General features: G+C 69.5%; 14 protein-coding genes. 9 read left to right on the top strand and 5 right to left on the bottom strand.

Annotation, left to right across the window (positions count from 1 at the left end; translation table 11 throughout):
* Positions 1–37 precede the first annotated feature (37 nt).
* The 5 genes from BLS97_RS21375 to BLS97_RS21355 all read left to right on the top strand — a co-directional run bounded on the left by BLS97_RS21375 (position 38) and on the right by BLS97_RS21355 (position 3623).
* The gene (locus BLS97_RS21375) at positions 38–649 is read left to right on the top strand and encodes a CBS domain-containing protein (RefSeq protein WP_090480327.1); all 612 of its coding nucleotides are present in this window, start codon (positions 38–40) and stop codon (positions 647–649) included.
* A gap of 33 nt (positions 650–682) precedes the next feature.
* Positions 683–958, top strand: coding sequence for a BON domain-containing protein (locus tag BLS97_RS21370; protein ID WP_090480324.1), 276 nt, complete (start codon positions 683–685; stop codon positions 956–958).
* Between the two features lie 97 nt (positions 959–1055).
* Entirely contained in the window at positions 1056–2087 is a 1032-nt protein-coding gene (locus tag BLS97_RS21365) for a CBS domain-containing protein (RefSeq protein ID WP_172832322.1), read from the top strand.
* Entirely contained in the window at positions 2084–2674 is a 591-nt protein-coding gene (locus BLS97_RS21360) for a LemA family protein (RefSeq protein WP_197676304.1), read from the top strand. The genes BLS97_RS21365 and BLS97_RS21360 overlap by 4 nt, the downstream gene beginning before the upstream one ends.
* A gap of 10 nt (positions 2675–2684) precedes the next feature.
* Positions 2685–3623 carry a M48 family metallopeptidase gene (locus BLS97_RS21355; protein WP_090480320.1) on the top strand — a complete coding sequence of 313 codons (939 nt, stop codon included), beginning with the start codon at positions 2685–2687 and terminating at the stop codon, positions 3621–3623.
* Between the two features lie 307 nt (positions 3624–3930).
* Here the strand turns inward: BLS97_RS21355 and BLS97_RS21350 are convergent, their stop codons facing one another.
* Entirely contained in the window at positions 3931–4428 is a 498-nt protein-coding gene (locus tag BLS97_RS21350) for a universal stress protein (RefSeq protein WP_090480317.1), read from the bottom strand.
* 302 nt (positions 4429–4730) lie between these two features.
* On the opposite strand from BLS97_RS21350, the gene BLS97_RS21345 reads away from it, so the two are divergent.
* Positions 4731–5723, top strand: a complete 993-nt coding sequence (locus tag BLS97_RS21345; protein WP_157695602.1) for an Acg family FMN-binding oxidoreductase — start codon at positions 4731–4733, stop codon at positions 5721–5723.
* 42 nt (positions 5724–5765) lie between these two features.
* Here the strand turns inward: BLS97_RS21345 and BLS97_RS21340 are convergent, their stop codons facing one another.
* From BLS97_RS21340 to BLS97_RS23295, 3 genes are all read right to left on the bottom strand, one after another.
* Positions 5766–7457, bottom strand: coding sequence for an HAD family hydrolase (locus BLS97_RS21340; protein ID WP_172832321.1), 1692 nt, complete (start codon positions 7455–7457; stop codon positions 5766–5768).
* 158 nt (positions 7458–7615) lie between these two features.
* Positions 7616–8746 (bottom strand): site-2 protease family protein, encoded by a 1131-nt coding sequence (locus BLS97_RS21335; protein ID WP_172832320.1) that lies wholly within the window; start codon positions 8744–8746, stop codon positions 7616–7618.
* A 92-nt stretch (positions 8747–8838) separates the two neighbouring features.
* Positions 8839–9261, bottom strand: coding sequence for a hypothetical protein (locus BLS97_RS23295; protein ID WP_172832319.1), 423 nt, complete (start codon positions 9259–9261; stop codon positions 8839–8841).
* 386 nt (positions 9262–9647) lie between these two features.
* Between BLS97_RS23295 and BLS97_RS21330 the strand changes: the two genes are divergently transcribed.
* Positions 9648–11249 (top strand): GAF domain-containing sensor histidine kinase, encoded by a 1602-nt coding sequence (locus tag BLS97_RS21330; protein WP_269457467.1) that lies wholly within the window; start codon positions 9648–9650, stop codon positions 11247–11249.
* 65 nt (positions 11250–11314) lie between these two features.
* Positions 11315–11800: a pyridoxamine 5'-phosphate oxidase family protein gene (locus tag BLS97_RS21325; RefSeq protein ID WP_157695599.1), complete on the top strand. Its 486-nt coding sequence runs from the start codon at positions 11315–11317 to the stop codon at positions 11798–11800.
* Positions 11801–11841: 41 nt separating this feature from the next.
* Here BLS97_RS21325 and BLS97_RS21320 read toward each other — a convergent pair whose 3' ends face one another.
* Entirely contained in the window at positions 11842–12183 is a 342-nt protein-coding gene (locus tag BLS97_RS21320) for a DUF3040 domain-containing protein (RefSeq protein WP_090480302.1), read from the bottom strand.
* 286 nt (positions 12184–12469) lie between these two features.
* On the opposite strand from BLS97_RS21320, the gene BLS97_RS21315 reads away from it, so the two are divergent.
* Positions 12470–12865 (top strand): ChaB family protein, encoded by a 396-nt coding sequence (locus BLS97_RS21315; protein WP_090480299.1) that lies wholly within the window; start codon positions 12470–12472, stop codon positions 12863–12865.
* The last annotated feature ends 35 nt before the right edge of the window (positions 12866–12900 follow it).

Raw genomic sequence — 12900 nt, 5'->3', positions numbered from 1 at the left:
AGGCTCTCGGCGGGTGGGGCCGGAAGGGTGAACGAACGTGCACGCTCGTGATGTGATGACCCGCAACGTGGTCACCGTTCGACCGCACACGCCGCTGGCCGAGGCGGCCTCGATCCTGGTGCGCCGCGGATTCTCGGCACTCCCGGTCGTCGACGCCCACGGCGGACTGGTCGGCGTGATCACCGAGGCCGATGTCGTCGGTTCCCGGTTCGACGACGGTACGCCGGCACCGGACCCGGCTGAACCGGCGGCGCGGAAGGTGTCCGAGGTGATGACCAGTCCGGTGGTGGGCGTCAGCGACGACGCCGACCTGTCGCTGGTCGCCCGCGCGATGCTGCAGGGCCACCGGCGTTCGATGCCGATCGTCGACGGCACCCGGTTGGTCGGCGTCGTCACGCGACGGGACATCCTGCGGATGCTGACCCGCTCCGACGCACAGATCGCCGACGATGTCCGGGCCCATCTGCGGGTGCTGGGCGGCCGGGGCCGCTGGACCGTACAGGTGGTGAACGGCGACGTCAGCGTCTGGGACCAGTTCAACCAGGAATCCGATCGTGAGGTGGCCAAGGTACTGGCCGAGGGGGTGCCCGGTGCGATCCGGGTCAGCATTCTCGACGGCCACCCACAAGGTGGGGACCAAATGCCCTAGCTGTTCGGGGCCGTCCGGAGCAGATTGGCCGGCATGACACCGATCGACACCTCGACCTCGGGTGCGGCGACCACTCGACGCGCCGTCATGGAAAAGCTCCACGCCGTCCGGCAACTGGATGACGAACGCATCGAGGTGTCCGTGTCCGAGGGCGCCGTGACCCTGGCCGGAACGGCGCGCTCGAATGTCGAGATCATGCTCGCCGCGCGGGCCGCGTTGCGCGTTCCCGATGTGCACGTCGTGCTGAACGAGATCGGGATCCACGCGCCGCCGGGTGATGGTGCCGCTCGCTTCCCTGGTCCGCGGTGATCGGTGCGAGCGGTGGAGTTCGGCAGGTGCACCGCTCCGTCGGTGTGGTGGAGGGGTTCGTGTCGGTCCGGGGTCGCAGGAGAGGAACGTGATGGTGATGACGGATCAGGTGGAGAGGGCCAGGGTCGAGGCGTCGGCGTTGGACGCGTTGGCCTCGGGTGCGTTCAGCGAACCTCAGCAGCGGGCATTGCGGTCGTACCTGGCGGCGGTGGGCCGGGCCTCGGCGTCGGCCGCCGAGTCGGCGTCGGCGGCGGGTTCGGACGGTGCTCATCCGGACGGTCCGCCCGCGGCGGCGTCCGATGGTGTCCATCCGTCGGGGCCGGGCGGACGGAGACAGCCGGAACACTCGTGGGCGGTTGACCGGCTGCGGGCCCAGGACGTGATGACGACGTCCGTGGTGTCGGTGCCGGTCGATGCGCCGTTCGCGGCCGTGGTGGATGCGTTGACCTCGGCCGGGGTGAGTGCGGTCCCGGTGGTCGATGCCGACGGGGCCGTGGTCGGCGTGGTTTCCGAACAGGACCTGCTGGCCAAACTGGCGACCGTCGACCAGTCCCGCCGGTTCGTGATTCCGGGCACGGCGGCGGCGGCGCAGTCGGTGAAGGCACGGGCGATGACCGCCGGGGAGCTGATGTCGGCGCCGGCGATCGTGGTGGGTCCGGAGGATCCGGTTCCGGCGGTCGCGCGATTGTCCGGCGCCCGTCGGGTGAAGCGGCTGCCGGTGGTGGACGATCGCGGTCGTCTGGTCGGGATCGTGAGCCGGGCTGATCTGGTCCGGCTGTTCCTGCGCACCGATCAGGAGATCGCGGACCACCTCCGGGACGACGTCATCCGGGACACCTTCCTGCTGGACCCGTTGCAGGTCCGGGTCGACGTGGACCACGGGGTGGTCACGCTGCGCGGGGAACTCTCCGAACCCGGAGTGCTGGAGACGTTGCTGCAGTCGGTGTCCGTCACCGCCGGAGTGGTCCACGTCGACAGTCATCTGACCAGCCCCACCTCGACCTTTCACCCGACCGCGGACGAACACTGGTTGAGCCCCTGGCCGTTGGCCACGATCGCCGGCATCGGCGTCCATTCGGTCGGCCCGGTCGACATGGCCGATGAGGACCGCCGAGGGAGCACTCCGTGACGGCGACCTGGATCGTGATCGCGGTGGTGGCCGCGTTGGTCGTCATCGGTGCCGTGATCGCGTTCAACGGCTTGGTGCGCCGGCGCAACCGCACCCGCGAAGCGTGGTCGCAGATCGAGGTGGAACTGCGACGGCGACATGACCTGGTGCCCAATCTGGTGCAGACCGTGCAGGGATATGCCGCCCACGAGCGCGGCACGTTCGAAGCCGTGACGCAGGCCCGGAACGCGGCGGTCAGCGCCCGCGCCGCCGGCGACCCCGCCGTCGTGGGGGCAGCCGAGAACGCATTGACATCCACCCTGCGGTCGCTGTTCGCCGTGGCCGAGGGCTACCCGGCCCTCCGGGCGGCCGAGAATTTCATCGCCCTGCAAGAACAGCTCACGGCCACCGAGGACAAGCTGGAATACGCGCGTCGCTACTACAACACGAGCGCGCGGGACTACAACAGTGCCATCCAGAGCTTCCCGAATCTCTTGCTGGCCAAGCCGTTCGGCTTCACCGAGCTGGACTACTTCGAGGCCGAGCCGGCTGATCAGGCGGTGCCGTCCGTGGAATTCGGAACCTCGAACCCCCGCCCGATGCGATAGCGGTCGGTCCATGTACCACGAAATCGCGCGCAACAAACGCCGCAGTATTGCCTATGTCATCCTTTTCGTGCTGATCTGGATCGGGGTCGGAGCGCTGGTCGGCTGGCTCGTCGGCGCCGGTTCCACCCGGCCCGGACACACCTCGGCGATGCCGGATGTCGTCTTCGGGATCGTGGTCGCCGCCGTCTTCGCCGCCGCGGCCGCGGCGTTCAGTCTGGTCTCCGGTGCCCGCCTGGTGCTGGCAACGGCCGGAGCCCGGCCGGCCGATCCGGCCCGCTACGCCGCGCTGTGCGACCTGGTGGAGGCGCTGGCCATCGGCGACGGCCTGCCGACCCCCGCCGTCTACGTGATCGATGACCCGGCCCCCAACGCGTGTGCCACCGGGATCAGCCCCCAGCACGCCGCGGTCTGCGTGACGACCGGCCTCCTGGCGGTGATGGACCGGGAGGAACTGGAGGGGGTCCTGGCCCACGAGATGAGTCATATCAAGAACTTCGACACCAGGTTGCTGTTGATCGTCGCCACCATGATCGGGCTGGCCGGATTGCTGTCGGCGACCCTTTGGCGCACGGCGGTGCTGGTCAGGGGGCAGGGGCGCAACGCGGCCCAGGTGACGGCGATCACCCTGCTCGCCTCGGCGCTGCTGGCCGTCGTCGGGTTCCTGGTCGGCCCCCTGATCCGGCTCGCCGTCTCGCGTCGCCGGGAGGCGATGGCCGACGCCAGCGGGGTCGAGCTCACCCGGAACCCGGCTGGGCTGCTGCGGGCGCTCCGGGACCTGGACCGGACGCAGGCGCCACTGAAGCGCGTCAATCACGCCACGGCTTCGATGTTCATCTGCGACCCGTTGCGACATCACGAGGGCTTCGTGCATCGGCTGTTCGACACCCACCCGCCGCTCGCCGAACGCATCGCCGCTCTCGAGTCGATGCTCAGAACCCGGACGGTGTGAGATGGCGGCATCGAGTTCCGGTGAGTCGGGCGGAAACCGGGGACGATTTCTCCAGGCCCTCGGCACGGCACCCACGCTGTCGGCTCTGGCCGACCGGATGGATGCGGCCGGCGTGGACGCCATGTTGACCTGCGATCCGAGAACCGGTCGCATCCTGTCGTCGCTGACCCCGGTCGAACTCCGTGGGCTGGCCCGTCCGGAGACCCCGGCCCCGGAGACGCACCCCGTCGCGGTGGGACACCTGTCCCGACCGGACGAGCCGGTCGCGACGGACGAGCCGGTCGCGACGGTCGGTGCGCCGGAAGGATCAGGCGCTTCCGTCCGCATCCCCGGGCTGCTGGACGACCAGCACCGGACACCGGGCGTGCGCCGCACAGGCCGAACTCACCGAGCCCATCAACGCCCCGCCCAGTCCGCTCCGCGTGGCCTTCCGGCCGACGACCAGCATCGCCGCACCGTCACTGCATTCGATCAGTGACGAGGCGGCGTCACCCCGCTCGACGAACAACTGCACGTCGGGTGCCGGCTCCGGCTCGAAGGCAACGCGAACCGAGTGCGCCAGCATGGTCATCGCGTCATCGTGGGGATGCCAGCTGGGTGGCACCCGGAGCGGGCTGGAAGGGTGCCAGATGTGAATGGCCGACAGTGGCAGTCCAAGAGCGCCGGCCAGACGATGACCCATCCGGATGGCCTCCAGCGAGGCCGGCGAACCATCGACGCCCACGATGACGCTGCCGCGCAACGAGTCCGGCATGACGGCGGTTCGCTCGGCGTGTTCTGACGGTGCGTCCTGGGCTCTGGTCATGGGGTCGATCTCCGATCGGTTTGTGATGGTGGATCATTCTCCGACGCGTCGCGATCGGTGGTCCAGAGGCCGAGGTCGTCATCGCGGGGACAAAGGACTCTTGTCACCCGCCGGGTCGCTCCGGCCGAGCCCTCCAGCTCGCCGGTTCGTCGAAACCGGTTGTGGGACGGGACCTTCGACCCTGTTCCGGGACGGCGCGCAGGCCCAACATCATCATCAGGACCGACGCCGGCCGTGATGCTGGGTCGGCGGCACCGGGAACGCGGTCTCTTACCAGCATGTCGATCGGGAGGTCGTTTCCCATGTCTCAACCAAGGCCTGACGTCCAGACGGTGACCACCGTCCTGACGCTCGCGCAGCGCGCCCCCTCGATCCACAACAGTCAGCCGTGGCGCTGGGACCTCCAGGACAATTCGCTGCACCTGCATGCGGACCGTCGCCGATGGCTCCGGGCCACCGACCCCGAGGGCCTGGACCTGCTGCTCAGCTGCGGCGCTGTTCTGCACCACGCCCGGGTGGCCTTCGCCGCGGCCGGATGGGCCACGAAGGTGACCCGGTTCCCCGACCCCTCCCAGCCGGACCATCTGGCGGCGCTGGAGTTCCGGGCGGCCGAGCCGACGGCCGAGCAGGCCCGGTGGGCGGCCGCGATCCCGGTCCGGCGATCCGATCGCCGGCCCTACAGTTCGTGGGAGATCCCGGCTTCCCTGCTGAACGTGCTGAGCGAGGTGGCCGCCCGTCACCAGGCCGGGTTGATCCAGGTGTCCGACGGCCGGCGCCGCCAGCGCCTCGAGGCCGCCGTCCGGGCGGCTGCACTCCAGCAGGAGCGTGACCCCGGCTATCGGGACGAGCTGCGCCGATGGGCCGGTCAGCACCTACCCGACACCGTCGGGATCCCGGGTAGCGTGCGGCCGGCGGGAACCGGACACGACGCGGACCGGACGTTTCCGGCCGGTGAGCTGACCTGGCCGGGCAACTCGACGGAGGAAGATGCGGGCGAGCTCCTGCTGCTCGCCGGCCCGACCGATGATCCCCGGGCACGAATGCGCTCGGGTGAGGCCACCAGCGCGGTGCTCCTGGAGGCATCGGCCATCGGCCTCGCCACCTGTCCGATCACTCAACCGCTGGAGTCCTTCACGACCCGCGAGTACCTGGACCGAGAGGTGCCGTCCGGCCAGTTCACCCACATGATCATCCGCGCCGGATGGCCCAAGCCCAGTTTCACCCGGCTGGCACCGACTCCGCGTCTGGCCCTGGCCGAGGTGTTCCGTGACATCAGGAGCCACGCCCGGGCCTGACGCCGGCCGGCCGGACGCGCGACGGGCGGATGGGGCGCCTCATCAGGCGCCGTACCTGGCATCGACGGCGTCGGCCAGTTGTTCGCGGGCCCAGGCGATGTCGGCCGCCTGACGCGCCGCCAACTCGTGTTCCAGACGGATGATGTGTACCGCCAGCTCGCGGTCCTGCACCACGTCGCCGACCCAACGGGACAGGTCCCCGCGCCGCAGGTGCCAGTTCAGAGTGTCCGGGTCGACGTCGTCCAGCTGATCGCGGAACTCGCCGACCGTCCTGGCCTCCGGCAGACCGGCTCCGTTCGGGCCGCGGAATCGGAACCCCTTGCCCGGCGGCAGCGGCAGGTCGGTGTACTTGCGCCGGTGGCGCCGGTGGTGGGTCGATCGCTGGGTCACCTGGAACGGACGACCCGGCTCCACGCGGTCGGTCCGCAGCAGCACGGCCTGCCCGGTGACGGCCTTGGGCAAACCCGAGGCGGGGAGATCGGCGGTACCCAGCATCTGATCGATCGGCGGACTGGTGGAGATGATGACGTCCGCGTCCGTGAGGATCTCGGCGCACAGGAGATCGGGCCGGAAGGTGACCAGGCAGTGACCGCCGGCCGTCGGATCGAACAGGGGGCGCAGCCGGCCGTTCGGTCCGGCCAGGTTGTGGGCCTCGTCGATGATCACCCACTGCGGGTATCCCAACTCGGCGCGCAGCGGCACGACCCGGGCGAGAAGATCGCCCAGGACGGCGTCGAGGCCGTCTTTCGCAGTGCCCGAAAGATCCAGTACCACACTGGATCCGGAGCGCAGCGCGTCGACCGCCAGGGCGACGTCCTGGAGGTCGCCGACCCGCAGGGCCATCATCCCGGCCGCGTCCTCCAGGGCGGACTGCTCGCCCTCCGGATCGATCAGCAGGACGTGGTACCCGCCGGAGATGAGCTGCTCGGCGACGACACCGGCCAGGTAGGACTTTCCGCGCCCGCTGCCGCCGGCGATCACCATCGTCGACGGGCTGGTCGGCAGTCGAACCGGTGTCCCGTCCGGGAACGTACCGATCCGCATCTGACGGCGACGGGAGGTCGGGCGTCGTTCGCCGCGGATCACCGGACCGGCCAGAAGTTCGGCCACGCCGGCTCCGTCGGCCGCTTCGAGGGTCAGATCGGCATGGTGCAGTACGGCCGGGATCGCATTGGTCGGGGCTGCGGCCAGTTCGGCGAGATCGAACATGGAATGGTCGTTCTCGGCGTCGCCGACGGCCAGACAGTTGTGCGGCGACAGCCCGAGCAGGTTGAGCGCTGCGAGCAGGCCGGTTCCCTTCGAGATTCCGCTCGGCACGATCATCAACTCCGCCCGATTGCGGAGCAGTGTGCAGTCCAGGCCGAGACGGCCGACTTCGTGCAGAGCGGCCACGTCGTGCTGGGCCGACACGGCGACCAGCAGCTCACCCCTCTGAACCGGCACCCCTTGCTCGGCGAGAGCGGCGACCAAGGCCGGATCCACCGGTTCGCCCAACAGGCGGTGACAGCCGTCCGCGATCAGCACGCCGCCGTTCTCGACCACGGCGACGTCGAAGTCCTCTAGCAGTCCGGGGAAGTGCCGGCCGACCGAGTCGGCCGTTCGCCCGGTCACCAGCACGACACGGACTCCCCGGTAGCGAGCATCCTTGATCGCGTCCAGGATGGACGACGCGATGATCTCGTCGGCCGCGATGGTCCCGTCCAGGTCCAGCGCGACCGCGCGAATCCACCCCATCTCTGCTCTTCCCTCCATAGCCGGCGGCCGACCTGGCATGTCCGGCCCGCGTTCATCGTCGGACCCGGCCACCGTCAACGACCAGAGGCGAAAGTCCCCGCGGCGCGCCGCTCGCGGGGGTCGGTCGCATCCCCGTTGCCGGCCACGTCCCGCACGACCTACACGGTGTGCGGACCGTCCGGCCGGGACCCGGGATGCTTCGCCGGCCAGCCGAGCTCGGCCAGCGCGGCCGCCCGCGACAGGTCGTCCGGCGTGACCAGGCCGACCGGGCGGCCGTTCTCGCCGACCACGGCCATACCGCCCCGCAGATGCAGCGACAGCAGCAGGTCCGCCATCGAGACGTCCGGTGAGACGAGCAGCACGGGACGCCGGATGATGTCGCGGAGCCGCGTTCCTTCCCGCCGGTCGGGTGGTACGCGCAGCAGGTCCTGAAGCGTGAGGACGCCGTGGACGGCGCCGGAGAAGTCGATCACCGGATAAGCGGCCTGATGGGTGTCCTCCAGACGGAGCTGGTCGAGCAGATGCTGGACCGCCCACCAATCCGCGACGACGAACGGGGCCGGGCTCATCACCTCGCGCACCGTCAGGGTCCGCAGCTTCTCGGCACTGACCGCGTAGCGCTCGCCGGCCGCGCCGCTGACGATGAACCAGCCGATCAGCGCGAGCCAGAGGCCGCCCCATCCACCGGCGAGGAGTTCGAGGAAGCCGAGAACGACCAGCGCGGTGCCGAGCACCCGGCCGGCGGACGTCGCTCGGACCGCGGCCTTGGCCCGGTCGTGGGAACGCCACCAGAGCCAGGCCCGCAGCAGGCGTCCGCCGTCCAGAGGGGCGGCCGGGAGAAGATTGAACACCCCGAGAAAGACGCTGGCGCCGGCCAGCCAGGCGACGGCCGCCACCGCCAGGCTCGACGTACCCGACCACCAGGCCACCGCGCCGCAGGCCCCACCGATGACCAGGCTGACGGCCGGGCCCGACCCGGCGATCAGAGCGTCGGCGCGAGGCGACGGGGGCTCGCCGTGGAGTTCGGTGAGGCCGCCCAAGGCCCACAGGGTGATCCTCTCCACCCTCATGCCGAAGTGGCGGGCCGTGACGGCATGGGCCAGCTCATGCGCGAGCAACGTCAACCAGAAGGCGGCCGCGGTGATGCTGCCGACCCACCAGTAGGCCGCCGTGGATTGCCCGGACCGGACCGCCGGGAGGGCCGAGGTGGCCAGGAAATAGGCGAAGAAGGCCAACATGAGCAGCACGGACGGGTGCGCGCGGATCGGTACGCCCGCCCAGCGGCCCATCGGGAGACCCGGGCCGAACGGGGTATCCCGGCGCCTGATCGGGGTCGGTTGGCCCGTCGCCGGTGATCCCTCGAAGCGGCTGGGGCCGCTGGTCATCGCCGGAGCGACCAGTCGGCTGACTCGGGTGGCCGCCGGCTCGGAAGGCAAGCCAGCTGATCGATCACGTTGGTCACTTCCGGCCAGGCCCGGCACATGCCGGTCACGGTTTCCCGGATCACCTCGGACGGGACGAATCCGTACGCGGTCACCGAACCGTTCGCGCCCGCACTCAGAGCGACCAGGAATTCGGCGGCCGAACACCATGTGAGGGCGGCCTCCCACACCTTGGCCTCCAGCGCGGCGATTCGGTCCCGGGTACGCAACGCCGCGGCGGTGGCGGCGATACGCTCGGCCGCGGCCGCTGGATCGCCTGCGCCGGCCATGGACCCGAGGTCCGGCGGGGGTGCGGTCGGGCCGGCGAGTTGACGGCCGACGAGGCTCTGCCCCGGGTCGGCACGTCCGAGCGTTTCGATCATGGAAGAAGGGTCGGACACCGGACGGACAACGGGTAGGGCCGAAAGTCTCCACCCGGTGCAGCGTCACCCAGCTCCGTTCTTTCGAGTGAGTGGGCCGGATTCCTCCGGTCGCTGTGTCATCGACCCTTATGGGGTAGACCGGCGTGCCGGATTGCCTCTCAGGGTCGCTCTTATGGCGTATACGTCGGTGGTGAGGGTTGTGTCAGTGTTGAGGGGTGGGTGATTCATCCGGCCATTTGGATCGTGGTTTCCCTGATCGGAGTGATGTGCCGTTCGGGGATGCTGTGCCGTTCGGGGGTGTTGGGCAGGGCGGCGATGGGGATGGTTCGGCGGGTGGGGACGGTTCGGCGGATGGGGATGGGTCGGGGGTGTTGGGTGGGTTGCGGGTGGATGGTGAGGCGCGGTTGTCGGCGTTGTTGTCGGCGGTGTTGGCGGTGTCGCGGGGGTTGGATTTGGAGGTGACGTTGCGGCGGATTGTGGGGGCGGCGCGGGAGTTGGTGGGGGCGGAGTATGGGGCGTTGGGGGTGTTGGGGGTTGATGGTGGGTTGTCTCATTTTGTGTATGAGGGGATTGATGATGTGACGCGGGAGCGGATTGGGCCGTTGCCGACGGGGGGTGGGGTGTTGGGGGTGGTGATTTCGCAGGGGGAGCCGTTGCGGTTGGCGGATTTGTCGGTGCATCCGGCGTCGGTGGGGTTTCCGGTGCATCATCCGCCGATGCGGTCGTTTTTGGGGGTGCCGGTGTCGGCGCAGGGGGCGACGTTTGGGCGGTTGTATTTGACGGAGAAGCGGGGTGGGGTGGGGTTTACGGCGGAGGATGAGTCGGTGGTGCAGGTGTTGGCGGCGGCGGCGGGGATTGCGGTGGGGAATGCGCGGTTGTTTGAGCAGGGGGTGCGGCGGGCGCGGTGGTTGGAGGCGATCACGGAGGTGACGTCGGAGTTGTTGGGGGGTTCGGATCCGGGGCGGGTGTTGTTTTTGATTGCGTCGCGGGCGCGGGAGTTGGCGGGGGCGCAGTTCACGTTCATTGCGTTGGCTGATCCGGATGATGGGTCGGTGTTGGAGGTGACGTTGTGTGTGGGGTTGGCGCCGGACACGGTGACGGGGCGGCGGATTCCGGTGGTGGGGTCGACGGCGGGGGAGGTGTTTGTGGATCGGACGCCGCGGAATGTGGGGCGGTTGCGGTTTGATTTGGGGGGGCAGTTTGGTCCGGCGTTGGTGTTGCCGTTGGGGGATGGGGAGGCGCGGGCGGGGGTGTTGTGCACGATTCGGTCGCCGGGGGCGGCGCGGTTTGATGAGGAGGAGTTGCAGTTGGTGTCGGCGTTTGCTGATCAGGCGGCGTTGGCGTTGGGGCGGGCGCAGGCGTTGGCGGCGCGGCGGGAGTTGGATGTGTTGGTTGATCGGGAGCGGATCGCGCGGGATTTGCATGATCAGGTCATTCAGCGGTTGTTCGGGATCGGGTTGGCCATGCAGGGCACCCAACACCGGGTCAAGGTCCCGATCGTCGCCACCCGGCTCCAGCAGCACATTGACGACCTGCAACAGGTCATCCACGACATCCGCACCGCCATCTTCGACCTGCACGCCGACCCCGCCCAACCACTACGACTGCACACCGCCGTCCACAACATCGTCACCGAACTGACCGCCGACACCGACCTGCGGACCACCGTCCGCACCGCCGGCCCCCTGGACACCGTCGACCCGGCCCTGACCGAACAAGCCCAAGCCGTCATCCGCGAAGCTGTCAGCAACGTCGTCCACCACGCCCACGCCAGCGAACTGAGTGTCACCGTCACCGTCGACACCGACCTGCACATCACCATCACCGACAACGGCACCGGCATCCCGGCCACCGCCACCCGCAGCGGCCTGAACAACCTCACCACCCGCGCCACCGACCACCACGGCAGATGCACCATCACCACCGGCCCCACCGGCACCACCATCACCTGGACCGCGCCCATGGCGACGACCGCGCCCTGGGCGTGACCGACCCGAAACCGACCGTGGGGCAACCGACATCGCACCTCGACCGGACGACCGAAAGGATCAACGTGACGCACCCCCACTCGACCAGGGCCACGCCGCAAGACGACGGCCAGGTGAAGGCGGTCGGCTCACCGCTCGACCACGCCGGACTGCTCATCCTGAACAAGGAGGAGTGCCTGCGGCGGATCGCATCCGCCCGGATGGGGCGGGTCGCGTTCGTGCTGGACGGCGAACAGGTGATCCTCCCGATCAACCACGAACTGGACGGGGACGAGGTCGTGTTCCTGACCGATCCCGGATCCTTGCTGGCCGCCGTGGAACTCGGCCAGCCGGTCGCCTTCGAGGTCGACGGGTTGGACGAGCAGCGCGGCGCGGCCTGGAGCGTCCTGTTCGCCGGTCAGGCGCGGCGGGAGGAATCGGCGGAAGTGACCGCCCGGTTGAACAAACTGGGACTGCGCCCGTGGGTCCGGTTCGTGGCCCGTCCGCATTGGGTCCGCATCACAGCCACCACGATCAGCGGACGAGAGACGCTCATCGATCGATCGGCGTGAGCCGGCGATCCGGAGCGGTGGACGGCCGGGGCGACCGGCGGCTACCGGAGCCGCGAATGGGTGTCAGTGGGTGTGCGGCCGCCACGACGCAACGACCGCAGCACGGCCGGCAGCGACGAAGACCCGAAGCCGAGCATCCAGGTCGCGCCCACCATCAGGACGAAACCGGCTACGGCCAGCGCGGTTCCGGGGATCGCCATCCTTCCGGCCAAGATGTCGCCGCCGACCAGGCCGGCCAGACCGACGACCAGGAGGACCGCAGCCAGGCCCAGTCGGACGGCCGAACGTCGCCGACGCGCCATCGATGCGGCCCAGCGCGGATCGGATTCCCGTAGATCATGTTCCAGCTGCGTCAGAGCGGACCGCTCGCGATCGGACAACATGGTCAAACTCCTTGCCTCGTCACATTCCGGGATCCGAATCCGTCCCGACCGGCATGTCCCTCTCCGGCGACTGAGATCAGGTTAGGCACAGGCGGTGTCCGGTCGGCAGGGTCGAAAGACCTCATTCGGAGTCGGTGGCCCCACGGTCGCTCAGCCACCGGTCTGCGAGGTTAGGTCCGAGCCCTGGTCGGGAACCGTGAGGGTCGACGTGATCGGACACGGCCGACGACCGAGGCACGTATGCCCCGTGCTTCGCAGCCGTCCCGGCCGAGAGAGGAGACCAGCGATGCCCACCGAAGAACCCGAGATCCCCGGCACTGTCGAGCGGTCGGCCCCGAAGGTACGTCGAACCTACGTCGAAACGTTGAGCAACGCCGAGCAGCAGTACGCCGGCGATGAGGAGCGGGCCCATCGGACGGCCTGGAGTTCGGTGAAGCACGTCGCCGAGAAGGTCGGGGACCATTGGCAGCTCAAGGATCGGAAGGGCCCGTCCGACGAGCGGTCCAAGAAGCCGACGGCAGCCAAACGCCGCGGTGAGGGCGCGACCTTCGGCGGCATCGACGTCGAGGGCAACACCCGGGCTCAGCTGCTCGAACGCGCGAAACGAGCTGGAATCAAGGGGATTTCGCGAATGACGAAGGCCGAACTCGGTCGGCAGCTCCAGCGGCACGAACACGACTGACCCGGCGCGGTTTCGGGCCCGGATCAGCCGGCCGA

This window comes from Nakamurella panacisegetis, assembly GCF_900104535.1.
In the GTDB taxonomy this organism is placed as follows: Bacteria; Actinomycetota; Actinomycetes; order Mycobacteriales; family Nakamurellaceae; genus Nakamurella; species Nakamurella panacisegetis.
The sequence above is the reverse complement of the archived record's forward strand: the minus strand, read 5'-3'. Positions and strand labels throughout refer to the sequence as shown.